The sequence below is a fragment of the Allobosea sp. genome (assembly GCF_030694325.1).
In the GTDB taxonomy this organism is placed as follows: Bacteria; Pseudomonadota; Alphaproteobacteria; order Rhizobiales; family Beijerinckiaceae; genus Allobosea.
Map to the genome: position 1 here is coordinate 1 of NZ_JAUXYO010000183.1, position 24,988 is coordinate 24,988.

23 protein-coding genes are annotated in these 24,988 nt (G+C 68.5%); 12 read left to right on the plus strand and 11 right to left on the minus strand.

Features of this window, described 5'->3' with window-relative positions; all coding sequences use genetic code 11:
• The coding region (locus Q8M82_RS11555) for a helix-turn-helix domain-containing protein (protein WP_305691500.1) at positions 1-183 on the minus strand (183 nt) is incomplete at its 3' end.
• A 280-nt stretch (positions 184-463) separates the two neighbouring features.
• On the opposite strand from Q8M82_RS11555, the gene Q8M82_RS11560 reads away from it, so the two are divergent.
• The 3 genes from Q8M82_RS11560 (at position 464) to Q8M82_RS11570 (ending at position 4,504) form a co-directional block, all read left to right on the plus strand.
• Entirely contained in the window at positions 464-2,332 is a 1,869-nt protein-coding gene (locus tag Q8M82_RS11560; protein ID WP_305691501.1) for a TRAP transporter large permease, read from the plus strand.
• Between the two features lie 220 nt (positions 2,333-2,552).
• Entirely contained in the window at positions 2,553-3,572 is a 1,020-nt protein-coding gene (locus Q8M82_RS11565; protein ID WP_305691502.1) for a TRAP transporter substrate-binding protein, read from the plus strand.
• A gap of 128 nt (positions 3,573-3,700) precedes the next feature.
• Positions 3,701-4,504 (plus strand): SDR family NAD(P)-dependent oxidoreductase, encoded by an 804-nt coding sequence (locus Q8M82_RS11570; RefSeq protein WP_305691503.1) that lies wholly within the window; start codon positions 3,701-3,703, stop codon positions 4,502-4,504.
• Positions 4,505-4,666: 162 nt separating this feature from the next.
• Here Q8M82_RS11570 and Q8M82_RS11575 read toward each other — a convergent pair whose 3' ends face one another.
• Positions 4,667-5,413 carry an aspartate/glutamate racemase family protein gene (locus tag Q8M82_RS11575; RefSeq protein ID WP_305691504.1) on the minus strand — a complete coding sequence of 249 codons (747 nt, stop codon included), beginning with the start codon at positions 5,411-5,413 and terminating at the stop codon, positions 4,667-4,669.
• Positions 5,414-5,591: 178 nt separating this feature from the next.
• On the opposite strand from Q8M82_RS11575, the gene Q8M82_RS11580 reads away from it, so the two are divergent.
• From Q8M82_RS11580 to iolB, 5 genes are all read left to right on the plus strand, one after another.
• Positions 5,592-6,470, plus strand: a complete 879-nt coding sequence (locus Q8M82_RS11580) for a MurR/RpiR family transcriptional regulator (protein ID WP_305691505.1) — start codon at positions 5,592-5,594, stop codon at positions 6,468-6,470.
• A 139-nt stretch (positions 6,471-6,609) separates the two neighbouring features.
• Positions 6,610-8,544, plus strand: coding sequence for a bifunctional 5-dehydro-2-deoxygluconokinase/5-dehydro-2-deoxyphosphogluconate aldolase (locus Q8M82_RS11585; RefSeq protein WP_305691506.1), 1,935 nt, complete (start codon positions 6,610-6,612; stop codon positions 8,542-8,544).
• 166 nt (positions 8,545-8,710) lie between these two features.
• Entirely contained in the window at positions 8,711-10,558 is a 1,848-nt protein-coding gene (gene iolD, locus Q8M82_RS11590; RefSeq protein WP_305691507.1) for a 3D-(3,5/4)-trihydroxycyclohexane-1,2-dione acylhydrolase (decyclizing), read from the plus strand.
• Positions 10,559-10,707: 149 nt separating this feature from the next.
• Entirely contained in the window at positions 10,708-11,592 is an 885-nt protein-coding gene (gene iolE, locus Q8M82_RS11595) for a myo-inosose-2 dehydratase (RefSeq protein WP_305691508.1), read from the plus strand.
• A 104-nt stretch (positions 11,593-11,696) separates the two neighbouring features.
• Complete coding sequence (gene iolB / locus Q8M82_RS11600; RefSeq protein WP_305691509.1) at positions 11,697-12,494, plus strand: 5-deoxy-glucuronate isomerase; 798 nt, start codon at positions 11,697-11,699, stop codon at positions 12,492-12,494.
• Positions 12,495-12,647: 153 nt separating this feature from the next.
• Here iolB and Q8M82_RS11605 read toward each other — a convergent pair whose 3' ends face one another.
• From Q8M82_RS11605 to Q8M82_RS11640, 8 genes are all read right to left on the minus strand, one after another.
• Complete coding sequence (locus tag Q8M82_RS11605; protein WP_305691510.1) at positions 12,648-12,965, minus strand: hypothetical protein; 318 nt, start codon at positions 12,963-12,965, stop codon at positions 12,648-12,650.
• A gap of 84 nt (positions 12,966-13,049) precedes the next feature.
• Positions 13,050-14,813 carry a nickel ABC transporter ATP-binding protein NikE gene (gene nikE, locus Q8M82_RS11610; protein ID WP_305691511.1) on the minus strand — a complete coding sequence of 588 codons (1,764 nt, stop codon included), beginning with the start codon at positions 14,811-14,813 and terminating at the stop codon, positions 13,050-13,052.
• Positions 14,814-15,000: 187 nt separating this feature from the next.
• The gene (locus Q8M82_RS11615; protein WP_069056427.1) at positions 15,001-15,849 is read right to left on the minus strand and encodes an ABC transporter permease; all 849 of its coding nucleotides are present in this window, start codon (positions 15,847-15,849) and stop codon (positions 15,001-15,003) included.
• A 124-nt stretch (positions 15,850-15,973) separates the two neighbouring features.
• Entirely contained in the window at positions 15,974-17,005 is a 1,032-nt protein-coding gene (locus tag Q8M82_RS11620) for an ABC transporter permease (protein ID WP_305691512.1), read from the minus strand.
• A 186-nt stretch (positions 17,006-17,191) separates the two neighbouring features.
• Positions 17,192-18,799: an ABC transporter substrate-binding protein gene (locus tag Q8M82_RS11625; RefSeq protein WP_305691513.1), complete on the minus strand. Its 1,608-nt coding sequence runs from the start codon at positions 18,797-18,799 to the stop codon at positions 17,192-17,194.
• Between the two features lie 87 nt (positions 18,800-18,886).
• Positions 18,887-20,311 carry an FAD/NAD(P)-binding protein gene (locus tag Q8M82_RS11630; RefSeq protein ID WP_305691514.1) on the minus strand — a complete coding sequence of 475 codons (1,425 nt, stop codon included), beginning with the start codon at positions 20,309-20,311 and terminating at the stop codon, positions 18,887-18,889.
• Positions 20,312-20,367: 56 nt separating this feature from the next.
• Positions 20,368-21,129, minus strand: a complete 762-nt coding sequence (locus Q8M82_RS11635) for an SDR family oxidoreductase (protein ID WP_305691515.1) — start codon at positions 21,127-21,129, stop codon at positions 20,368-20,370.
• Complete coding sequence (locus tag Q8M82_RS11640; protein ID WP_305691516.1) at positions 21,126-22,115, minus strand: NAD-dependent epimerase/dehydratase family protein; 990 nt, start codon at positions 22,113-22,115, stop codon at positions 21,126-21,128. The genes Q8M82_RS11635 and Q8M82_RS11640 overlap by 4 nt, the downstream gene beginning before the upstream one ends.
• Positions 22,116-22,428: 313 nt before the next feature.
• On the opposite strand from Q8M82_RS11640, the gene Q8M82_RS11645 reads away from it, so the two are divergent.
• Positions 22,429-22,686, plus strand: coding sequence for a hypothetical protein (locus tag Q8M82_RS11645; RefSeq protein ID WP_305691517.1), 258 nt, complete (start codon positions 22,429-22,431; stop codon positions 22,684-22,686).
• Positions 22,687-22,837: 151 nt separating this feature from the next.
• Complete coding sequence (locus Q8M82_RS11650; RefSeq protein WP_305691518.1) at positions 22,838-23,140, plus strand: hypothetical protein; 303 nt, start codon at positions 22,838-22,840, stop codon at positions 23,138-23,140.
• A 98-nt stretch (positions 23,141-23,238) separates the two neighbouring features.
• Here the strand turns inward: Q8M82_RS11650 and Q8M82_RS11655 are convergent, their stop codons facing one another.
• Positions 23,239-23,922 carry a hypothetical protein gene (locus Q8M82_RS11655; protein ID WP_305691519.1) on the minus strand — a complete coding sequence of 228 codons (684 nt, stop codon included), beginning with the start codon at positions 23,920-23,922 and terminating at the stop codon, positions 23,239-23,241.
• 215 nt (positions 23,923-24,137) lie between these two features.
• Between Q8M82_RS11655 and Q8M82_RS11660 the strand changes: the two genes are divergently transcribed.
• Both Q8M82_RS11660 and Q8M82_RS11665 read left to right on the plus strand, forming a co-directional pair.
• Positions 24,138-24,350, plus strand: coding sequence for a hypothetical protein (locus tag Q8M82_RS11660; protein ID WP_305691520.1), 213 nt, complete (start codon positions 24,138-24,140; stop codon positions 24,348-24,350).
• Between the two features lie 176 nt (positions 24,351-24,526).
• Complete coding sequence (locus tag Q8M82_RS11665; protein WP_305691521.1) at positions 24,527-24,847, plus strand: polyhydroxyalkanoic acid system family protein; 321 nt, start codon at positions 24,527-24,529, stop codon at positions 24,845-24,847.
• Positions 24,848-24,988: the final 141 nt, after the last annotated feature.

Below are 24,988 nucleotides of genomic sequence, written 5' to 3' on the forward strand. Positions count from 1 at the left end.
CATCAGCGCCAGCAGCAGCCGCCGCGCGGTCGGCTTGTTGAGCCCGCTGCCGACGACGATCTCGGCCAGGGGCAGCCCACCCGCCGGCTCGCGGCCGACGAGCGCGAGCAGTTGCAGAGCGCGATCGACGCTCTGCGAACCGGATAGTCCGGCACGCGCCTGCTCGCTGGCTCCCACGGGCATCCTCACCATTGGTCCACGATATGGACCTTATTGTTGTCATCAGAGCCTAGAGCGAGCTTTTGTCGATTGCAATGCGGAAGGCCTCGTGTAATCTCCGCGCCGCTCCACGGTGATCGCGATCACGATGTGGACCGCATCGCCGGCTGCCGGACAAGCCACAACGAAGGCGATGCGAACGGGAGGACGACGAGATGCCGATGCCGCCCCCCATCGCGGGCAGCCGCCCCCTATCCGCCACGCTGCGCCCCTGCGCCGCGCGCTGCGCGGGCTGAGCGCTGCCATGGTCGACGTCGCCGACAGGATCGCCCTGCCCGAGGCCATCGCGGAACTCGAGGATGTCCGCCCGGGCTCGCCCTTCATGCGCCCGGTCGAGGCGATCGCCGCCGTGCTCGTCGCGCTCATCATCGGCGTGCTGCTGCTCGGCGTGACCTCGCGCTACGTCTTCTCGCTGCCGGTGATCTGGATCGACGAGGTCGCCTCGATCTCGTTTTTGTGGCTCGCCATGCTCGGGGCCGCCATCGCGATCGACCGCAACGAGCACCTGCGGCTGACGCTCTTCGTCGGCATGATGCCGGAGCGCCTGCGCGGCTTCGCCAACAGCTTCGCGCTGCTCGTCGTCGCCGCCTTCCTGCTGGCGATGATCTACCCGGCGATCGACTATGCGATCGAGGAGAGCTTCGTCACCTCGGCGGCGCTCAACATCCCCAACAGCTGGCGCGTCTCGGCGCTCGCAACCGGCATCGTGCTGATGGCGCTGCTGGCGCTGCGCCACGCCTGGAAGACCTCGACGCTGCGCGACTTCGTGCTGGCGACGGCATTGGTCGTCGCCATCGGCGTCGCGTTCTGGCTGCTGACGCCGGCCTTCAAGGGGCTGGGCTACGGCAACATCCTGATCTTCCTGGTGATCGTCGTGGCGCTCTGCCTCGCGGCCGGCGTGCCGATCGCCTTCTGCTTCGGTATGGGCACGCTCTGCTTCCTCGTCTTCTCGACCAATGTGCCGATGCTGGTGATGATCGGCCGCATGGACGAGGGCATGTCGAGCATCATCCTGCTCTCGGTGCCCATCTTCGTGCTGCTCGGCTGCATTCTCGACGCCACCGGCATGGGCAAGGCGATCGTCGATTTCCTCGCCTCCATGCTCGGCCATGTCCGCGCCGGCATGTCCTATGTCCTGCTCGGCTCGCTCTTCCTGGTCTCGGGCATCTCGGGCTCCAAGGTCTCGGACATGGCCACCGTCGCGCCAGCCCTGTTTCCGGAGATGAAGCGGCGCGGCTACAAGCCCAAGGAACTGATCGCGCTGCTCTCGACCGGCGCCGCCATGGCCGACACGGTGCCGCCCTCGATCGTGCTGATCGTGCTCGGCTCGGTCGCCGGCGTCTCGATCGCCGGCCTGTTCAATGCCGGCTTCGCCATCGCCATGGTGCTGCTGCTGGCGCTCGCCATCCTCGCCCGCTGGAAGGCGCGCCACGAGGATATGCAGGGCGTCCGCCGCGTCTCGCTCTCGATCATCGGCAAGACCGCGCTGATCGCCGGCCCGGCCCTGGTGCTGCCCTTCATCATCCGCGGCGCGGTCGGCGGCGGCGTCGCCACCGCCACGGAAGTCTCGACGATCGCGGTGCTCTACGCGCTGATCATCGGCATGATCCTCTATGGCGGCATCAGCCCGAAGAAGTTCTACGCCATGTTCGTCGAGACGGCGGCCCTCTCGGGCGCCATCCTGATGATCCTCGGCACCGCGCTCGCCATGGCCTGGGCCCTGACCCAGACCGGCTTCGCCCGTGATCTCGCCGCGGTGATGACCGGCCTGCCCGGCGGCTGGCTGACCTTCATGCTCGTGACGATCGTCGTGTTCATCGTGCTGGGCTGCGTGCTCGAGGGGCTGCCGGCCATCGTGCTGATGGCGCCGCTGATGTTCCCGATCGCCAAGAGCCTCGGCATCAACGACGTGCATTATTCGATGGTGGTGGTCACCGCGATGAATATCGGCCTGATGACCCCGCCGATCGGCATCGGCTTCTACATCGCCTGCAAGATCGGCAACGTCTCGCCCGACGAGGCGATGGGCGCGATCTGGCCCTATCTCATCGCCCTGCTCGTGGGCCTGGTCGTCATCGCCTTCGTGCCGGGCCTCTCGACCTGGGTGCTGTGAACGATGGACGCTTCTTTTTATGCTCACCCTCTCGGTCATTCCGGGCAAGCGCAGCGCAGACCCGGAATCCATCATAGGGCGGCGACAGTGCCTTACGATGGATTCCGGAGCGGCGCCGCTGACGCGGCTTGTCCGGAATGACGGCGTGGCTGACGGAATGACGTCCATCTCAAGAATCTAGGCACGACCAAAAACAACACCACCACAGGGAGAAACGACCATGACCATCTCACGCCGCATCCTGCTTCAGGGCACAGCCGCCGCTTCCGCGATCGGGACCTTCCATATCGGCACGGCTTCCGCGCAGACCCCCGAATTCTCGTACAAATACGCCAACAACCTGCCGCTGGCGCACCCCATGAACGTGCGCGCCAACGAGGCGGTCGAGAAGATCAAGGCCGAGACCAAGGGCCGCGTCGCCATCCAGATCTTCCCGAACAACCAGCTCGGCTCCGACACCGACATGCTGAGCCAGGTCCGCTCGGGCGGCGTGGAGTTCTTCACGCTCTCGCCGCTGATCCTCTCGACCCTGGTGCCGAACGCCTCGGTCTCCGGGATCGGCTTCGCCTTCCCGAACTACGACGCCGTCTGGAAGGCGATGGACGGCGAGCTCGGCGCCTATGTCCGCGGCCAGATCAGCAAGGCCAACCTCGTCGTCATGGACAAGATCTGGGACAACGGCTTCCGCCAGATCACCTCGTCCAAGGGCCCGATCAACAGCCCCGACGACCTCAAGGGCCTGAAGATCCGCGTGCCGGTCTCGCCGCTCTGGACCTCGATGTTCACCGCTTTCCAGTCGGCTCCGGCGAGCATCAACTTCGCCGAGGTCTACACCGCGCTGCAGACCAAGATCGTCGACGCGCAGGAGAACCCGCTGGCGATCATCTCCACCGCCAAGCTGTTCGAGGTGCAGAAGTACCTCTCCGTCACCAACCATATGTGGGACGGCTTCTGGTTCCTCGGCAACCGCCGCGCCTGGGAGCGCCTGCCGGAGGATCTGCGCGCCATCGTCGCCAAGAACCTCAACGCCGCCGCCGAACTGGAGCGCGCCGACGTCGCCAAGCTCAATGCCGGCCTGCGCGAGGATCTGACCTCCAAGGGCATGGTCTTCAACGAGACCAAGGCGGAGGCCTTCCGCGACGCCCTGCGCAAGGCCGGCTTCTACGCCGACTGGAAGAAGAAGTATGGCGACGAGGCCTGGGCCATCCTCGAGAAGGCCGTCGGCGGCTCGCTGAGCTGAGAGCCTTCGACCGCGCCCGTCATTCTCGGGCGAAGCGCAGCGCAGACCCGAGAATCTCATGCAGGAGATGCTCGGGTCGAGCCCGAGCATGACGGCGCGGTTCGACCGCGAGACGAAAGAAGACCACCATGGCCGACCGGCTCAAGGGCAAGATCGCCGTCGTCTTCGGCGCCGGCTCCTCCGGCGAGGGCTGGGGCAATGGCAAGGCGGCGGCCGTCGCCTTCGCCCGCGAGGGCGCGCGCGTCGCCTGCATCGACATCAGCCAGGTGGCGGCGGACGAGACCGCGCAGATCATCGCCGATGAGGGCGGCGTCGCCATCGCGCTGGCCGCCGACGTCACCCGGCAGGCCTCGATCGAGGCTGCCGTCGCCGCGACGATGACGCGCTTCGGGCGCATCAACATCCTGCACAACAATGTCGGCGTGACCCATATGGGCGGGCCGGTCGAATTGTCGGAGGAGCAGTTCCAGGCCGCGATCGACCTCAATCTCGGCCCGGTCTATCGCTGCTCCAAGGCCGTGATTCCGCATATGCTGGCCGGCGGCGGCGGCGCCATCGTCAACATCTCCTCGATCGCCGCGATCCGCTGGGTCGGCTATCCCTATTTCGCCTATTACGCGACCAAGGCCGCCGTGAACCAGGCGACGGTGGCGCTCGCCATGCAATACGCAAGGCAGGGCATCCGCGCGAACTGCATCATGCCCGGGCTGATCGACACGCCGATGATCTACAAGCAGATCTCTGCACAATACGCCTCGTCTGAGGAAATGGTCGCCGCCCGCGACGCGCTCGTGCCGATGGGCAAGATGGGCACCGCCTGGGACATCGCCAACGCCGCCGTCTTCCTCGCCTCCGACGAGGCCAAGTTCATCACCGGCGTCTGCCTGCCCGTCGATGGCGGCCAGACCTGCGGCGCGAGCGGGGTGGGGTGAGGCGCTGCCGTCATTCCGGGGCTTCGCGCAGCGAAGAGCCCGGAACCCAGAAACGATGGACTTCAAACATTAAGCGCGCATGATCGCAGCGCTCTCTCGTGACGCGCATCGGTGCTGGGTTCCAGGCTCGCCCCTGCGGGGCGCCCCGGAATGACGGCGCGCTCACCCCCGCCTTGCGATCCAGTCCGCCAGCGGTCCCGCCAGCCCCACGCTCTCCTTGCCGGCCGGGCGCGCGAAGCTGCCCGTGCGCGCCTTCAGCGGGCGCAGCAGCGCCAGCGTCTGCGCCTGCTTCACCGCCGCCTGGACCTGGTCGATCACCGGCACGGGGATCCGCTCGCGCACCGTTGCCGCTAGCCCCGCCAGCGGCGCCCCGGCCAGGATCACGACATCGGCCTGCGTGCTTGCAACCGCCTCGTTGGCGAGCGCGACCAGCAGCTCCTCCTTCTCCTCCTGCACGTCGGAGATCGAGCGGAAGGCGCCGTCGAGCATGCGGATGCCGGCGCAGCGATCGACCATGCCATGCATCTCGACGCATTCTTGGTACCAGGGGCCGAGCGCACTCGCGAAGGTGACGATGGCGAAGCGTCGGCCCAGCATGCAGGCCGTCAGCATCGCTGCCTCCGCCATGCCGACCACCGGCACCTCGAACAATTCGCGCGCTGCAAACAGGCCGGGGTCGCCGAAGGCCGCGATCACCGCCGCGTCGTAGGTTCCCGCCCGCTCCGCCAGCATCTCGAGCGCGATCGCCCCGCCGATCTGCGCCTCCGCCCGCGTCGAGATGTAGGGCACGCCGCGCGGCGCGGTCGCGGGCAGGATTTGCGTCTCCGCCCCGACGACCTGCACCGCGGCGTCGAACAGCCGCGTCGTCAGGCTCTCGCTGGTGTTGGGGTTCAGCAACAGGATCTTCATCGACAAAACTCTCTCTCGGCGCGTCCCGCGCCTGCAGGCTGCGTGCCATGGCGCGGGCACGAGAGCCAGCCCCGCGCCGGTCCGCGGCGCAGGGCGTTCCATCGCTGGAACACTTGATCCATTCCGCGCGCGCTGCCAGAAGGGCTGACGCGCGCAGCGCGGCCGGGAGAGAGATGGCATGACCGACGAGACGGCCCTTTCGGCCCCTCGCGATTTCGACGGCCTGAGATCGCTGATCCTCGCCCGCCGCCAGTCGCTGCCCAAGCGCATCGCCCAGGTCGCCGCCTATGCGCTCGACAATCCCGACGAGATCGCCTTCGGCACGGCGGCCAGCATCGCCGACGCTGCGAGCGTGCAGCCCTCGACGCTGGTGCGCTTCGCCCAGCATCTCGGCTTCGACGGGTTCACCAGCCTGCAGAGCGTCTTCCGCGAGCGGCTGCGCGAGCGCAATTCGAGCTATGAGGAGCGGCTCAGCGCGCTGCGCGCCAATGTCGGCGGCAACGGCGCCAACCACCGCATCCTCGAGGGCTTTCTCAGCGCGTCCGGCACCTCGCTCGACGTCATGGCCCGCTCGCTCGACGAGGCCCTGCTCGACCGCGCCATCGCCACGCTGGCGGGCGCGGAGACGGTCTTCATCCTGGCGCGCCGCCGCTCCTATCCGGTGGCGAGCTACATGGCCTATGCGCTCGGCAAGCTCGGCGTGCGCAACCAGCTCGTCGAATCGGCCGCGGGCCTCAGCCCGGAAATCCTCTCCTTCGCGACGCCGCGCGACGTCGCGCTCGCCGTCAGTTTCTCGCCATATGCGGCCGAGACGATCGACGAGGCCCGCCAGCTCTCGGAGCGCGGCGTGCCGGTCGTCGCCATCACCGACAGCGCCTTCTCGCCGCTCGTCCAGTTCGCGACGCTCTGGTTCGAGGTCGCGGAGGCCGATTTCGGCGGCTTCCGCACGCTCTCGGCCACCATGGCGCTGTCGATGGCGCTGGCTGTCGGCATCGGCGACGCGCGCCGGGACCGCAAGTCCGCCAAGCCGCGCGGGCAGGCACGCAGCCCCTCCTGACGCGCCCGAGCCCAGCCCTCCCAATCGGGAACATCCATTCCGGATTGACTGGAAAGTAGAACTGTTATTTCGTAAACGACGGATCGCCGGAGCGCGTGACGCAGCCGGGACCAGGGGCAGGACGAGCCGGGAGAACGACATGGCGGCATCGCAGGGCGCACCCGCCCCGTCGCTCGACGTCATCACCATCGGGCGCGCATCGGTCGACCTCTACGGCCAGCAGATCGGCTCGCGGCTGGAGGATGTCGGCAGCTTCGCCAAATCGGTCGGCGGCTGCCCGGCCAACATCGCCATCGGCACGGCCCGGCTCGGCCTGCGCTCGGCGCTCCTGACGCGCGTCGGCGACGAGCAGTTCGGCCGCTTCCTGCGCGAGCAGCTCGCCCGCGAGGGCGTCGCTCTCGGCGGGCTGAAGACCGACCCGACGCGGCTGACGGCGCTCGCCATCCTCTCGGTCGAGAGCGACAAGTCCTTCCCGCTCCTGTTCTACCGCGAGAACTGCGCCGACATGGCGCTGGAGGAGGCGGATGTCGACGCGGCCTTCCTCGCCACAGCCCGCGCCGTCGTCGTCACCGGCACCCATTTCGCCCGCCCCAACACCGAGGCCGCCCAGCGCAAGGCGATGCGGCTGATGCGCGCCCAAGGCGGCAAGGTCATCCTCGACATCGACTACCGCCCCAATCTCTGGGGGCTCGCCGGCCATGCCGCGGGCGACAACCGCTACATTGCCTCAGCCGCCGTTTCGGAGCGGATGAAGAGCGTCCTGCCCGGCTGCGACCTCGTCGTCGGCACGGAGGAGGAGGTGCTGATCGCCTCCGGCGAGAACGAGCTTCTGCCGGCCCTGAAGACCATCCGCGCGCTCACCCCCGCCACCATCGTGCTCAAGCGCGGCCCGATGGGCTGCATCGTCTATGAGGGCGCGATCTCCGAGGATCTCGAGGACGGCATCATCGGCAAGGGCTTCCCCATCGAGGTCTATAATGTGCTCGGCGCGGGCGATGCCTTCATGTCCGGCTTCCTGCGCGGCTGGCTCGGCGGCGAGAGCCTGCAGACGGCGGCGACCTGGGCCAATGCCTGCGGCGCCTTCGCCGTCTCGCGGCTGCTCTGCTCGCCCGAAAGCCCGACCTTCGCGGAGCTGCAGTACTTCCTCAAGAACGGCAGCCCGCACCGGGCGCTCCGCAAGGACGAGGCGATCAACCATATCCACTGGGCGACGACGCGGCGCGGCGACATTCCCTCACTGATGGCGCTCGCCTGCGACCACCGTGCCCAGCTCGAGGAGGTCGCGCAGAAGCTCGACGCCGACCCCGCCCGCATCCGCGACTTCAAGGTTCTCGCCGTCAAGGCCGCCGCGCGCGTCGCCAACGGCCGGCCGGGCTACGGCATGCTGCTCGACGAGAAGCATGGCCGCGAGGCGATGTTCGAATTCGCCCGCCATCCCTTCTCCTGGCTCGGCCGCCCGGTCGAGCAGCCGGGCTCGCGGCCGCTGCGCTTCGAGGGCAGCCAGGACATCGGCTCAGCTCTGCCGGAATGGCCGGTCGATCACTGCATCAAGGCGCTCTGCTTCTACCATCCCGACGACGAGCCCGCGCTCAAGCAGGCCCAGCAGGAGAAGCTGCGCGGCCTGTTCGAGGCGGCCCGCAAGGTCGGCCGCGAATTGCTGGTCGAGATCATTGCCGGCAAGCACGGCCCGCTCGGCCCCGACACCATCGCCCGGGCGATGCAGGAGCTCTACGACCTCGGCATCAAGCCCGACTGGTGGAAGCTCGAGCCGCAGGCCTCGCCCGCCGCCTGGGCCGCCATCGAACAGACCATCGCGCGCAACGACCCCTGGTGCCGCGGCGTGCTGCTGCTCGGGCTCGACGCGCCCGCCGAGGAGCTGGAGGCGGGCTTCGCCGCCACGGCCGCCACCCCCATCGTCAAGGGCTTCGCCGTCGGCCGCACCATCTTCATGGCGGCCGCGGAGGCCTGGCTCGCCGGCCGCATCGACGACGAAGCCGCCATCACCGACATGGCCCGCCGCTTCGGCGCGCTGACCGAGCTCTGGCTTTCGACCCGCGACCGCAAGGCGGCGTAGGCTTCATGCCGACATCCCACCCGCGCGGGTCATCCCGGACGGAGCGCAGCGGAGATCCGGGATCCATTCCGGAGCCTTTGCGGGTTAGGTCCCGGAATGGATCCTGGGTCTCCCTCCCGTCGCCCGGAATGACAGCTGGTTATCGTACAGAGAATCGAAACCCGACATGACCGCCACCATCCGCCTCACCATGGCCCAGGCGCTGACGCGCTATCTCAGCCGCCAGATGACCGAGATCGACGGAGAGCGCCTGCCGATCTTCGGAGGCGTCTGGGCGATCTTCGGCCATGGCAATGTCGCGGGCCTGGGCGAGGCGCTGTGGCAGGAGCGCGAGCGCCTGCCGACCTTCCGCGCCCATAACGAGCAGGCCATGGCCCACGCCGCCATCGCCTATGCCAAGACGAACATGCGCCGCCGCTTCATGGCCGCGACGACATCGATCGGCCCCGGCGCGACCAATCTCGTAACCGCCGCCGCGCTCGCCCATGTCAACCGCCTGCCGGTACTGCTGCTGCCAGGCGACGTCTTCGCCAACCGCATTCCCGACCCCGTCCTCCAGCAGGTCGAGCATTTCGGGGACGGCACGGTCTCGGCCAATGACTGCTTCAAGCCCGTCTCGCGCTATTTCGACCGCATCACCCGCCCCGAGCAGATCATCCCGGCGCTCCAGCGCGCCATGCAGGTGCTGACCGACCCTGCCGAATGCGGACCCGTGACGCTTGCGCTCTGCCAGGACGTCCAGGCGGAGGCCTATGACTATCCCGAGAGCTTCTTCGAGGAGCGCCTCTGGACGCCGCGCCGCCCGCGGCCCGACCGGGCCGAACTCGCAGCGGCCGCCGCCGCGCTGAAGGCGGCGAAGAAGCCGCTGATCGTGGCGGGCGGCGGCGTGCTCTATTCCGGCGCCAGCGACGAACTGGCCCGCTTTGCGACGCAGACCGGCATCCCCGTCTGCGAGACGCAGGGCGGCAAGTCGGCCCTGCCCGATGACGCGCCGCTGAACATGGCCGCCATCGGCGTCACCGGCACGGGCGCAGCCAACCGCCTCGCGGCGGAGGCCGATCTCATCCTCGCGGTGGGCACGCGGCTGCAGGATTTCACCACCGGCTCCTGGGCCCTCTTCGCCGCCGGCAAGAGCGTCATCGGCCTCAACGTCCAGGCCTTCGACGCCGGCAAGCACCGTGCCTTGCCGCTGGTGGCAGACGCCCGCGAGGGCCTCGCCGAACTGCGCGACGCGATCGGCAACTGGCAGGCACCCGCCAGCTGGACCACCGACGCAAAGGCCGGCAAGGCGGCGTGGCGCAAGGAGGCTGAGGCCGTCACCGCCGCGACCAACGCGGCGCTCCCTTCGGACGCCCAGGTCATCGGCGCCGTCCAGCGCAGCTTGGGCTCGGAGGTCATCCTGCTGCATGCGGCCGGCGGGCTGCCGGGCGAGTTGCACAAGCTCTGGCAGGCGGGCCCGCCAGGCTCCTACCACGCCGAATACGGCTTCTCCTGCATGGGCTACGAGATCGCCGGCGGCCTCGGCGCCAAGATGGCGCGGCCCGAGCGGGAGGTCGTCGTCATGGTCGGCGACGGCTCCTATCTGATGATGAACTCCGAGATCGCGACCTCGGTCATGCTCGGCCTCAAGCTCACCATCGTGCTGCTCGACAACCGCGGCTTCGGCTGCATCAACCGCCTTCAGAACGCAACCGGCAGCGCCTCCTTCAACAACCTGCTGAAGGACGCCCGCCACGAGACCCTGCCCGAGATCGACTTCGTCCAGCACGCCGCCAGCCTCGGCGCGATCGCAGTGACAGCCGCCTCGATCGCCGAGCTCGAAACCGCGCTCGCCCAGGCCAAGGCGAACACCCGCACCACCGTCGTCGTCATCGACACCGACCCGCTGGTCTCGACCGGCGCTGGCGGCGCCTGGTGGGATGTCGCGGTGCCGGAGGTCAGCGAGCGGGCGGAGGTCCGCGCCGCGCGGGCGCAGTACGACATCAAACGGCAGCACCAGCGTGTCGGGAATTAAGCGCGCCGTCATCCCGGGCGCAGCGCAGCGGAGACCCGGGATCCATGCCGGAACGCTTCAGGCATGGACCCCGGATCGGCGCCGCTCACGCGGCTTGTCCGGGATGACCGCGTTTTTCGATCAACAACAGTTTGCGAAAGACCCCACAAATGATCCGCATCGGCGCAAACCCCATCGGCTGGTCGAATGACGACATGCTGGAGATCGGTGGCGACATCCCGCTGGAGACCTGCCTGAGCGAGGCCCGCGCCGCCGGCTTCACCGGCATGGAGCTCGGCAACAAGTTCCCGCGCAATGCCGCGGCGCTGAAGCCGATCCTCGACGCCCACGGCCATGCGCTCGTCTCCGGCTGGTACTCGACCGAGCTGCTGATCCGCGACGTCGCCGCCGAGATGGAGGCGGTGAAGGCTCACGCCACGCTGCTGCGCGAGATGGGCTGCACCGTGCTGATTGCGGCCGAGACCTCGAACGCGATCCATTCCGACATGGCCAAGCCGCTCTCGGCCCGCCCCGTGCTGGCGAAGGACGGCTGGGCGCCGTTCGGCGCGCGCTACACGAATTTTGCTGAAGGCCTGAAAGCCGAACATGGCCTCCAGCTCGTCTACCACCACCATATGGGCACGGTGGTGCAGACCGAATCCGAGATCGACCGCTTCATGGCCGTCACCGGCGAGACCGTCGGGCTCCTGCTCGACACCGGCCACGCCACCTGGGGCGGCGGCGATCCCGCGCGCATCGCCCGCCACTGGAAGCCCCGCATCCACCATGTTCACTGCAAGGACATCCGCGAGGCTGTGATGTGGCAGTCCAACAAGGAGGACTGGTCCTTCCTGCAGTCGGTGCTGGCCGGCGTCTATACGGTGCCGGGCGACGGGCTGATCGACTATGTCCGCGTGCTCAAGGAGTTGCAGGGCTATTCCGGCTGGATCGTCGTCGAGGCCGAGCAGGACCCGAAAAAGGCAGAGCCCGCAGCTTACGCGAAACTCGGCCACGCCAACCTCAGCCGCTTCATCAAGGAAGCCGGATTGGCGTGAAGCCAGCGTCATTCTCGGGCGAAGCGAAGCGCAGACCCGAGAATCTCTTGCAGGAGATGCTCGGGTCGAGCCCGAGCATGACGAACCCGGATAGGAGCACCCCCATGTCCCACCTCAAGATCCGCCCCTCCGACCGCCAAGGGCTCATGACCCGCGTCACGCCGCAAAGCGCCGGCTGGACCTATGTCGGCTTCGACCTGCATCGCCTGAAGCCGGGCGAGACGGTCTCCGCCAAGACCGGCGATCGCGAAGCCTGCCTCGTCTTCGTCACCGGCAAGGGCCGGGTTGCCGCCGGCGGGCAAGCTCTGGGCGAACTCGGCCAGCGCATGTCGCCCTTCGAGGGCAAGCCCTGGTCGGTCTATGTCCCGCAGGGCTCCGACTGGTCGGTCACGGCCACGACCGATCTCGAACTCGCCATCTGCACCGCGCCGGGCCTGGGCGGCGGCCTGCCCGTTCGTGTCATCGGCCCCGACGATCTCGGCCAGGAGGTCCGCGGCAAGGGCAGCAACACCCGGCACGTCACCAACATCCTGCCGGAGAACCAGCCGGCGGATTCGCTGCTTGTCGTCGAGGTCATCACGCCGGCTGGCAACACCTCGAGCTACCCCCCGCACAAGCACGACCAGGACGACCTGCCGCGCGAGTCCCATCTCGAGGAGACCTACTACCACCGCCTCAACCCGCCGCAGGGCTTCGGCTTCCAGCGCGTCTACACCGACGACCGCAGCCTGGACGAAGCCATGGCGATCGAGGATGGCGACGTCGTGCTGGTGCCCAAGGGCTACCATCCCTGCGCCACCTGCCACGGCTACGATCTCTATTATCTCAACGTTATGGCCGGCCCGAAGCGGACCTGGAAATTCCACAACGCCGCCGAGCACGAGTGGCTGACGAAGCTGTGAGCCCAACAGGGTGATGCGTCATCCTGGGCGGCCGAAGGCCGACCGGGATCCATCGAAGGGCAGGCCGATGCCCTATGATGGATCCCGGCCTGCGCGGCTGCGCCGCTGGTCCAGGATGACGGCCTGAGGCGAGACAGTCAGAGACGAATCCCCTCACGCCCCGCATTTATAGACCGTCCCGGTCGTCGACGGCCCCTTCCACTTGATGTCGGCGACGCTGCTGAGGACATGGGTGCCGCCCATATCGGCGGCTCGGCTCTTGAGCCGCGCCAGCGCGGCGTCCCGCGCCTTGTCGAGGATCAGCACGGCATGCAGCTCCGAGGCGCCGTCGATCTCGCCAAGCTTCGTGCAGGGCTCGACCACCGCCTTGTTGTCCGTCAGCACGACGATGTTGGAGCGCGCGGTCGGGATGGCGCAGGCGCCGAGCAGGACGGGCAGCGCCAGAGCGGGCAGCAGCGGGAGACGGGGCATGAAGGCTGTCCTCGGGCGGTGGCGAAACATCGGGCGCCATGATCCGCCGCTTTGCCGCAAATTCAAGGCGCGATCGCGGGCCGGCTAGCGGGCGGTCGGTCCGCCGAGATGCAACACCGCCTCCAGCAGCGTGCGCGCATACTCCGTCTGCGGCGCGGCAAACAGCGCCAGGCTCTCGCCCTGCTCGACGATCTGCCCGTTCTGCATCACCACCGTGCGCTCGCACATCATCCGGACGACGTTGAGATCATGGCTGACGAAGAGCAGCGCCAGATCGTCCTCGCGCCGCAGGCGGTCGAGCAGCTGCAGGATCACGGCCTGGACGGAGACATCGAGCGCCGCCGTCGGCTCGTCGAGGATCAGGAGCCGCGGCCGGCAGGCGATGGCGCGCGCGATGCCGACACGCGCCTTCTGTCCGCCCGAGAGCTGGTGCGGGAAGCGTTCCAGCAGGCTGCTCGGCAGACCGGCGCGCTCCGCACATTCGCTGACGCGCGCGGTCAGCGCCGCGCCGTCCTTCATGTTCAACAGGCGCCGCAGCGGATGGGCGATGCAGTCGAAGGCGTTGAAGCGCGGATTGAGGCTGTCGGTCGGGTCCTGGAAGACGATCTGGATGTCCTTGCGCAGCGGCGAACGGTGAAAATCGCGCGCCGGCAGCGTTCCGATTGCTTGGCCGTCGAACAGGATCTCGCCCTCGCTGGCGTCGATCAGCCGGCAGACCAGCCGCGAAATCGTGCTCTTGCCCGAGCCGGATTCGCCGACGAGGCCGAGGCTCTCCCCGGCCCGGATCGCGAAGGAGACGTCGTTCACCGCGACCACGCCGCGGTCATAGCGCTTCACGAGGTTCTGGACTTCGAGCAGAAGCGGCGTGCCGGGGGCGGGCTTGGTTTTTCCTGAGCCCTCATCCTGAGGAGAAGCCGCAGGCTTCGGCTCGAAGGAGGCTCCAGGAGGCTCCGAGACCACTAAACCATCCTTCGAGACGGCCGCTGGCGCGGCCTCCTCAGGATGAGGGCTGTGGGAGACGGCAGACGGCGCCAACGCCTCTGGCGCCAGATCCGCAATCGTCGAGGTCGCCGTCGGCGAGGCCGCGACGAGGCGCTTGGTGTAGGGGTGCTGCGGCGCGCTGAAGAGCGCAAGCGGCTGCGCCTCCTCGACGACCTTGCCCTGCTCCATCACGCAGACGCGCTGGCAGTAGCGCGAGGCGAGGCCGAGATCATGCGTGATCAGGATCATCGCCATCCCGCGCTCGGCGGTGATCTTCGACAGCAGGTCCATCACCGTCTTCTGCGTGGTGACGTCGAGCCCCGTCGTCGGCTCGTCGGCGATCAGCAGCTTGGGCGCGCAGGCGATCGCCATCGCGATCATGACGCGCTGGCACATGCCGCCCGAGAGCTCGTGCGGATAGGCGTCGAGCCGCTTCTCGGGCTCGCGGATCAGTACCGCCTTGAGCAGCTCGAGCGCCCGCGCCCGGCCCTCGGCCGAAGAGATCGGCTCGTGGGCCATGATCGCGTCGGCGATCTGCTGGCCCACCGTGCGGATGGGGTTCAGCGCGCCGCGCGGGTTCTGGAAGATCATCGAGATCGCCGCGCCATGCAGGCGGCGCAGCTGCTTCGAGGAGGCCTTGGTGATGTCCTCGCCGGCGAAGCGGATGCGGCCCTGGCTGACCCGGCCCGACGCATCGAGCAGCCGCGTCACGGCAAACGCCGTCACCGATTTGCCCGAGCCGCTCTCGCCGACGACGCCGAGCGTCTCGCCCGCGGCCACCGAAAACGAAACGCCGCGCACCGCCTCGACCAGCCCGCGCCGGGTCGAGAAGGTAACGTGCAGGTCGTCGATGGCGAGGAGGGGCAAGCTTTGCGGAGGGGTCACTGTCAAAACTCTGCCGCCTGCCGCCCGAACCACTCCGTCATCCCGGACAAGCGGCGCAGCCGCGCAGCTCCGGGATCCATCGAAGGGCGCTGTCGCTCTATGATGGATTCCGGAGCTCCGCTTCGCTGCGTCCGGAATGACGCGGTGTGTCCGATGGGCATTGCCATCGTCACGTCCGCATCCGCGGGTCGAGGATGTCGCGCAGGCCGTCGCCGAGCAGATTGAAGCACAGCACCGTCAGCATCAGCGCCAGCCCCGGAAAGGCGACGAGCCACCATTTGCCGGTGGAGATGAAGCGTGCGCCCTCCGCGACCATGATGCCCCATTCCGGGGTCGGGGCGGAGACACCGAGCCCAATGAAGGAGAGCCCCGCCGCGTTGAGGATCGCCCAGCCGAGATTCAGCGAGACCTGCACCGCCATCGCCGGCAGCACGTTCGGCAGGAGGAAGCGCAGGACCACCGAGACATGGCTGTCGCCGCTGGCGCGCGCCGCCTCGACCCAGCCGGCATTGCGCCGGACATTCACCTCGGCCCGCGCGAAGCGGATGTAGAAGGGCAGGTTGATGATCGCGGTCGCGATGACGATGTTTTCGACCCGGTTGCCGAGCGCGGCCACCATCGCCATCGCCAGCACGAAGAGCGGGAAGGCCATCAGCACGTCGACGAAGCGCCCGACATAGCGGTCGAGCCGCCCGCCAGTATAGCCGCACAGCGCGCCGACCACCGCGCCGAGCACGAAGGACAGGCTCACGGCGGACGCCGCGATGGCGAGATCGAGCCGCGCCGCGACAATCAGCCGGCTGAACACGTCGCGGCCGAGCTGGTCTGTCCCCGCCCAGTATTTGGCGCTCGGCGGCTGCAACGCATTGGCGACATCCGACGCGATCGGGTCGAAGGGCACGATCCAGGGGCCGATCACGGCGAGGACGCAGAGAATGAAGGCGCCGGCGGCGGCGACCGCCGTGACCGGGTTGCCGCGCAGGATCCAGACGGTGTGGCGGAGGGTGGAGGAGGTCATGGCGTCAAGCCTCCGCCGTCATTCTCGGGCGAAGCGAAGCGCAGACCCGAGAATCTCAAGCAGGAGAGGCTCGTTTCCGAGATGGTCGGGTCAAGCCCGACCATGACGCGTACTGAAAATCCCCTCATTCCACCGACACCCGGGGATCGGCGATGCCGTAGAGCACGTCCACGGTCAGGTTCACCACGACGAAGATCGAGGCCATCAGCAACACGAAGCCCTGCACCGGTGCATAGTCGGAGGAGAGCAGCGCATCGAGCGCGTAGGAGGCGACGCCAGGCCAGGAGAACACCTTTTCGACCAGCACGTTGGCGCCGAGCATGGTCGAGAACACGATGCCGGCGATGGTCAGCACCGGTAAAAGCGCGTTCCGCAGCGCATAGGTGACGATGACCTTGCGCGGCGGCAGGCCGAGCGAGCGCGCGGTGCGGACGAAATCGCTGCCGAGCGAGGCCAGCATCGCCGCGCGTGTGATGCGCGCCAGCGGTGCCACCACGAACAGCGCCATCGTCATTGCCGGCAGCACGAGCTGCGCCGCTGCGGCGCGCCAGCCCTCCCAGTCGCCCGCCAGCGCGAAATCGATCAGCAGGAAGCCGGTGGCGCGCGGCGGCAGCGAGGTGAAGATGTCGACCCGCCCCGTCGGATCGGGCGCGAGCCCGAGCAGATAATAGAAGGCGTAGATCAGCAGCAGGCCGGAGACGAAGGTCGGCACGCAGACGCCGAGCGCGCAGATGAAGCGCACGAGATGGTCGACCCAGGAGCCCTGCCGCAGCGCCGCCGCGACGCCGAGTGGGATCGCCGTCAGCAGCGCGATCAGCAGCGCCGAAAAGGTCAGCTCTAGCGAGGCCGGCAAACGCGATTTCAGATCCGCCAGCACCGGCTGCCCCGTCGTGAGCGAGCGGCCGAGATTGCCCGAGCCGATATCGCCGAGATAGCGCAGCAGCTGCTCGGGCACCGGCTTGTCGAGGCCCATCTGCTTGCGGATCATCTCGATCTCCTCCTTCCCGGCGCTGGGGCCCGACGCGAAGAACACCGCCGGATCGCCCGGCAGCACTCGCATCAGCAGGAAGGTGAAGACCAGCACGCCAAACAGCGCCGGCAGCGACGAGGCGAAGCGCCAGCCGGCCCGTTTGGCGGTGGTGGAGAGTTGCGACATGTCAGGCCTCGATCGGTACGCGACGCAACCGCGCCGTCATTCCGGGGCGACCCGCAGGGTCGAGCCCGGAACCCATGAACACCCGTTTCGAACAGAAGGCACCGACTCTCTCGTCAAATCCTGCAACCCGCGCGGATATGGGTTCCGGGCTCTTCGCTTCGCGAAGCCCCGGAATGACGCTGGTGGTCACTTCCGGCTCAGATCCCGGAAGTCGATCTGACGGTGGAACTGGTAGACATAGCCTTCGACGGACGGCGCCATCACCGCGTCCTGCGAGGGCTGCCAGAGCGGGATCTGCGGCATCAGCTCGAAATGCCGGGTGTTCAGCTCCTTGCCCAGCGCCGCGTACTTGGCCATGTCCGGCTCGAAGCGGGCGGTCTGGGCCCATTCCGTGATCTTCTCGTCGTTGATCGAGGAGTAGTTCCAGCGGATCGGGCCGATGTAGAAGTTGCGGTAGAAGTAATCCATCGAGGGCAGCCAGGCGACGATGCCCTCGGTGAAGAACGGCACCTTCTTCTCGTTGATCAGGGTCGACATCTGCGCGTCCGGCAGCTTCTGGATCTCGACCTTGATGCCGATCTTGGCGAGCGCCTCCTTCAGCAGCGCCGCCATCGGCTCGGCCGTGCCGGCCTGGCCGACATTGAAGGAGAAGGTCGTCGAGAACCCGTCGGGGAAGCCCGCCGCGGTCATCAGCTTCTTGGCCTCCGCGAGGTCGGTCTTCACCGGCTGCGGGATCGGGAAGGTCTCGCCCGTCGGCGCCTTGCCGTCCGCCCAGGTCGCGCCATAGAGCGGCTTGCCGCGGCCGAACAGCGCCGCCTTGAACATGTCCTCATAGGGCAGCGCGGCGGCGATCGCCTTGCGCACCTCGAGCTTGTCGAAGGGCGGCATCTGGTTGTTGAACGAGACGAAGGTGATGGCGTTGTACTGCGGGGTCGAGATGACCTTGAGCTTGCCCTTCTTTTCGAGATCGGCGGCGTCGGTCGCCTGCAGGTCGATGGCGATGTCGGCATCGCCCTTCTCGACGAGGTTGGCGCGGGTCGCGGCCTCGGGGATCGTCTGGGTGATGATGCGCTTGAAGGCGGCGGGCTTGTCGGCCGAGCCGCGGTTCCAGTCCGGGTTGCGGCGCAGGATCGTGGTCTCGCCCGGCTTGAAGCTCTCGATGATGTAGGCGCCCGAGCCCGCGGTGTTCTCCTTCAGCCAGGCCAGCGCCCAGGGGTCTTCGGCGGTCGCCTTCGACTTGGCGAGCTTGGAATTGAAGATCACCGGATAGACCACGGCGAGGTTGGCCAGCGCCAGCTTGTCGGGCTTGGGCAGCGTCACCTCGAAGGTGTGGGCGTCGACGACCTTGAACTGGTCGGCGCTGGTCAGCGAGCCCGTCAGGAGCTGGCCCTTGCCGAGCACATTGGCGGTCACGGCGCGGTCGAGCGACCACTTCACATCCTCCGCCGTCACCGGCGTGCCGTCGTGGAACTTGGCGTCCTGGCGCAGCTTGAATGTGATCTTCAGCCCATCGGGGCTGACCGTGTAGCTCTCGGCCAGTTCGGGCTGGAACTTGTCGAGGTCGAAGACCCATTTGCCGTCGAGCTGTTTCTTCCCGAAGGAGAGCAGGCGGTCATAGGTCAGGAGAGAAAGGCCGAAGGCTTCGCGGGTCGAGCCTGGAATGTTCGGATCAAGCGTGTTGATCGCGGCGCCGGTGACATGGCGCAGCGTCTCCGCGCGCGTCTGCGCCAGCGCCGGCAGGGCCGTGGATGCCAGCAGCGCCGCCACCAGGCCGGCGGTCCTCAGGATGCTCATGTTTGATCCCCTCGTTTTTATGGTTGCAGGCGACAGGTTGGTTCCGAACGGAACAGGATGCAAGCGGGGTGCCATGCGAGCGGTGGGTCAGCCCACAGCTGCCGGCGGCCGCACGACCGCCTGCGGCACGTCATAGGCCTGGAACTCCGCCCAGAGCGTCTCGATATCGGCCCGGAACAGCCCGCGCGTCAGCCCCGCGACCAGCTTCGGCACCGCGGTGGTCATGGCGTTGATCGAGGAGCCCGAGGCGCCGAAGCTCATCGTCGAGGCGATGCTGAACAGATGGATGTCCGAGATCCAGGGCGTCGCGCCCGGCACGCGCTCGGCCAGCGCATAATCGTCGCCGAGATAGGGAAAGCGCGCCAGCCGCTCGTCACGCTCCGCCGGCGGAGGCGTATAGCGGTCGCCCCAGGAGGCGATGTTGCCGGCGAAGCGCGCGAGTTCCGGCCGTGTGGAGGGGTCGATCTCGATGCCCGACGCGCAGATCACGAAATCCACCGTGACGGAGCCGCACGGCGTCGCCAGCTCGACCCCGCCCGGACCGTCGATGGCGCTGACGACGGGCGATCCCAGATGCAGCCGGAAGGCGTCGTGGATCGCACAGCGGTCATAGGTCGCCTGCGGGAAACCCTCGCGCAGGCCCAGCACCGCGCTCATGAAGCGCCAGCGCCAGGGATCGTCGAGATCGCCGAGATGGCGCAGGAAGCCGCGGAAGGTCAGCCAGCGATAGGGCTGCACCACCTGGATCTCCTTGCGCCGGCAGAACAGGTGAACCTCCGCCGCCCCGGCTTCGAGCGCGGTGGCGGCATTGTCGAAGGCCGAGGCGCCGGCGCCGATCACCGCCACCCGCCTGCCCGCCAGCGCCGCAAAGTCGATGGCTTCGGCACAATGCGCCCGGCGCTGCGACGGCAGCGCTGCGATCGGCGCCGGCAGGCTCCAGTCGCCCATGCTCTCCTGACCCGTGGCGAGCACGACCTTGCGCGCGTAGAGCCGGCTCTCGACGCCGCGGCTCCGGACCGTCACCGCCAGAAGCCCGTCCACCGGCGCGATGTCGACGACCTCGGCCTCGTTGCGCACCGGCAGGCCCGTGACGTGCCTGAACCAGTCGAGATAATCCGCCCAGTGCCCCTTCGGGATCAGGGCGAGTTCGTCCCAGCTGTCGGCGCCGAACTTCGCTTCGTGCCAGGACTGGTAGGTCAGGCAGGGCATGTCGAGGTCGGGGCCGGTGAAGTCCTTCGGGCTGCGCAGCGTGTGCATGCGCGCATAGGTCCGCCAGGGCCCCTCCTGCCCGGCCGGCGCCTTGTCCAGCACCAGGATGTTGTCGACCCGCGAGCGCAGCAGCCCGAAGGCCGTGGCGAGGCCGGACTGGCCGCCGCCGACGATGATGACGTCGTGAGCCGGCTGTCCGTCCGGGCCGGTCACCGGCTTCAGCCAGGGCGCGCGCGGATGGGCGGTGCGGGCGAGATCGGCCGCGACGCGGCTTTCGAGCAGGGAGAGACCGTCATGTTTCATGGCGTCTCCCGATGCAGCGTTCATGCCGTCCATCGCGCCTCCCTCCCTGTCCCCCCTCAGGCCGCCAGCCAGCCGCCATCGACCACCATGGTGGTGCCGGTGCTGAAGGATGAGGCATCGCTGGCGAGATAGAGGGCGGCCTGCGCCACCTCCTCCGCGCGGCCGAAGCGCTTCATCGCGTGGCGGCTGCGTGAGGCCTCCCGCACCGGCTCCGGATCGGCATGGCGGGCGAAGCTGCGCCGCAGCATCGGCGTGTCGATGGCGCCGGGCGCGATCGCGGTCACGCGGATGGCGTCCGCCGCGTAATCGAGCGCCATCGTCCGCGTCAGCGAGAGGATCGCGCCCTTGGCGGCGATATAGGCGCTGTTGCCGCGCCCGCCGGCGAGCGCGAGCTGCGAGGCGAAGGTGACGATCGCCCCGCCGCCGCGGGCCTGCATCCGCGGGATCGCGGCGCGCGCGAACAGGAAGGTGCCGCCGACATTGGCGCGAAACACCGCGTCCCAATCCTCGGGCGCAGTGGTCGTCACCGTGCCGCCGCAGGAGAAACCCGCCGCCGTCACCAGCACGTCGGGCCCGCCGAAGCGCCCGGCGCAGACCGCGACCGCCGCCTCGGCGAACCCGGGAGCGCCGACATCGCCGCACTGGATGATGGCCTGGCCACCCGCCGCCGCGATCTGCGCCTGCGTCTCCACGAGCCCGGCCTCGTCACGGTCGATCAGCGCGAGCTGCGCGCCCTCGGCCGCAAAGAGAAGCGCGATCGCCTGGCCGATGCCGGAGCCTGCGCCCGTCACGAGGGCCGTCTTTCCGGCGAGTTTCATCGTCCCGTCTCCATGGTCCGGCCGTCGGTGTGCCACCAGGCGGCGAGTTGGTCGGCCGAGTCCAGGCCATCGGTCTTTGCCACCCAGCCGAGGTCTTGCGCGATCCGGGCCACGGCCATCGGGGCACGGTCGGAGGGGCCGTGGAAATCGATCGTCGCCGCCTCGCCGGGCTCCGCCAGCCGGCAGACGGAGCCGGGGAAGGCCTGCGCCAGCCGCTGGCCCCAGTCGAGCATCGTGAAGCGCTTTCCGGTCGAGACATTATAGATGCCATGGCCGAGTGTGCCGGCCCCCGCGACCGCGAGGACGGCATCCGCCACGTCGGGCGCGTAGATCCAATCGCGAAGCCCCGGCCGCGGCAGGATCGCCGGCTGCTCCGCCACCGCTGCCGCCAGGATCTGGCAGTGCGGGCTCAGCGTGTCGCGCACGCCGGTCGCATGCTCCCAGGGGCCGAAGACGCCGCTCAGCCGCAGGCTGACGACGTCGAGCCCCCAGAGATCGCCGAGCCGCGCGCCGACCCTCTCGCTCGCCCATTTGGTGATGGCATAGAGCCCGACCGGATCTCCCGGCGTCGTCTCGTCGAGTTCGGGCAGGCGCTCGCCGGCTGCGCCATAGGCGGCGGCGGAACTGAGATTGATCACCCGCCGCACGCCCGCCGCCCGCGCCGCCGCCAGGACCGGCACCTGCGCCAGGAGATTGACCTTCAGCGTCGTCGCCGGGTCGCGGGCGTCCCGCTCGCGCCCGGCCGTGATCGCCGCGCCCATCACCACGAGATCGGCACCCGCCGACATCGCCGAAGCCACCGCGGCCTCGTCGGTGACGTCGCCTCGGATCGCCGTGAAAGCACCCGGCAGCACGGCAAAGGACCGCAGCGCCGCCTCGGGCATGGCGGAGCGATCGAAGGCTGCGACATCGTGCCCGGCGCGCAGCAGGGCCTCCGCGATGTTCAAACCGACGAAACCGGCCCCGCCGAAGATCAGAGTTCTCACCGATGGACCTTTCGTCGGGATGGACGGCTCCGGGCCGTGCGTTGGGGACACGGATGCCGGCCCTTCGGCACGACGACCCGCGGCCGGAAGCTAAGGACGCCGCCGCTTGTCCGGCAAGCCGCACCATGCGCGGGGGGCTGCGCGCCATCGGCGGGGCGGGCCCGATTGCAAGGCGGGCCCTCATCGGCTAGGCCTCCGCCATCATCTTCCGGCCCCGCTCACCGCCGCGGTCCGGCGCTCCGTCGCCGAGCGCCCATGCGAATTCGATTCCCGAACGGCGCCGGTCTCGCCCATCGTTCCAGAGGAGCCTGCCATGGCCCGGAAAAAATCCAAGCCGCTCGAGGCCGAATTCGTGATGTTCGACGTGGTCTATGTCGACGGCTCCCGCCGCTCCAACCGACGGGTACCGACGGAATTGCTGGGCGGGCTCGACGGCGACGAACCGGCTCGCGACGCCATCATGGAGCAGGACCGGATCATCGCCGAGAAGTCGGGCGTGCCGCCGCTCGAGATCGCGAGCCTGGTGCGCTCGGGCAAGCCGGTCGAAAAGCCGGCACGCAAGACCGGCTGACGCAGCCCTGGCTGCCATATCGAGGACGCTACGACAGTCATGGCGAGCGCCACCGAACTGTTGCTGGGTGTGTCGCTGTTTGGCTTGACCTGCCGAAGGTCCTGCATTTTAGTCCGGTAAGCCTTTGGGAGGCTGCAAAAAGGGACAAGAAATGCGTACTATTCTGATTGTCGGAGCCATGGCGGCTGTGCTCGCCGGCTGCCAGACGGCGCAGGAATCGCTCGCCGACGCCGAGATCACCTGCGAATCGCAGGGCTTCCGCCCCGGCACCCGTGCCTACCAGCAGTGCCGCTCCGCCAATTACGTGGAGAACCGCCGCGCCTCGAACGAGGCCGGTAACGCAGTCGCAGCCGGCGTCGCCGCCGGTGTCGTCGGGGGCGCGATCGCGGCCTCGGCCAATCGCGGCTATTACCGTCGCGGCTACTACTACGGCGGCCCCGGCTACTGGTGGTGAGATCGAGGCGCGCCGCCTTTCGGGGGCGCATCACGAAAATCAGCCCTGCCGCATTGCTGCGGCAGGGCTTTTTCATGTCGCGAAGCCGGGATCGGCGGTCAGCGCTTGGCGGTGCGGCGGCGCGGCGGCGGGCTGTCGCTCGCGCTGGCCGATGCGATCAGCGAGCCGATGACGTAGACCGCGATGCCGACGCCGATCATCGCCGCGATCGGCTCACGCTCGGCGCGGTGAGCGATCACGCGCCCGCCGTAATCGGCATAGTCGCGCGCCTGGGCGGCATAATCGCGCGCCTGCTCGCTGGCCGTGCCGGAATGGCTGCGCAGCCACTTCTCGCCGCTCTTCAGCAGGCTCCCGCCGGTGTCGGCGGCTTCGCTGCCATAACCCTGCAACATCCGGCTCCAGCGGCCGAAATCGGGCTGATAGCGCTCGTATCGTGAGGTCGACTGGCCGCGCATCGTCGCCCAGGCGATCAGGCCGACGCTCAGGGCGCCGAGACCGAAGGCCGCCAGCGGGTGGCGCTCGACGGCACTCTTGACCGCCTCGCCGCCCTCTCGCGCCAGTTCCATCGGGTCGGCGTCGGTCAGCGCGTCCTTGGCTCGATAATAGCCGTCGCGAACGCTTTCGGTCGCCTTCTCGGCGAGGTCGGACGCTTTGGCACGCACGGTGCCGGCCACGCCCTCAATGTCCTCGCGGGCCTCGTCGATGTCCTTGGGAACATCCGGCGGAAAGCTGTTCATGGTCGCCATGGCGAAATTCTCCATCGTGCGGTGGGCCCAGGACACGAGGCGGACGCATCGGCCCGCGACCCTTCGTGAGCTGTTGGGGACAGAACCGACGATCGCCGACAGAGTTCCCTCCCTATCGAGAAAGCTCGCGGCCGCCGGCAGGAGAGACCCCAGCGAAACAGTTGGGGCCGGCCTGCGGCGGCCGCGGCCATAACGAGGCCGCGATTGCCTGCGACAAGCCCGCTCCATTGCCTGCGAAGAAGGAGACGCTCATGGACATTCAGCAACTCCTGATCAGCCGCCCCGGCGTGCTGTCCGATCCCGAATGGATCGCGCTCGAGAGCATCCGCGAGCAAACGTCGCGGTTCGTCTTCGACGATTCGATGCTCCACCTGCTCGAGGATCGCGGCCTCGTCGAGACCGCCGGTCCGCGCTGGCGCGTGACGGAAAGCGGCCAGCGCCGCCTTGACGAGCGCGCCTGCTGAGGCAGGGCGCCGGAGACCGCATCCAGGGCCGGCCGCGCCTCGCGCGAGCCGGCCCTTTTCTCGGGCCCCGACCGCAGACGGCCCGCAAAGCCGGGGCACGCCCGTCTGGACATCGCCGGGGGCCGTTCCCATTCTCCAGGCGAAACGATCAGAGCGCCCCCCAATCAGAGAGCAGCATGGCCAAGCCCGTCAGCATCACCGTCTCCCACGAACTGGGCCGCGAAGGTGCCGTGGCACGCCTGCGGGACGGCATCGACCGCGTTCGCGACCGTCTCGGCCTGGTGAAGATGCAGCTCGTCGAGGAACGCTGGGAGGGCGACACCCTGCATTTCGGCGTCGCCGCCCTAGGCTGTACCGTGCGCGGCCGGCTCGATGTCGAGCAGACGCTCGTGCGTGTCGAGATGATGCTGCCCTGGGTGCTCGCCATGTTCGCCGAGAAGCTGAAGATCGGCGTCGAGAAGCAGGGACAGATCCTGCTGGAGAAGCCGCGCGCCTGATGCTGCGGGCCTGGAGCTTTCGCGAGGCTGGCCGAATCTGCCGCCGCCTCGCGGCAAATCGCGCAATACCGCATTTCAGCGGTTGAATTCGCCGGGTGCGGCCGCCATGGTCGCTACCGACCTCGACCCCGCCTTCGCCGC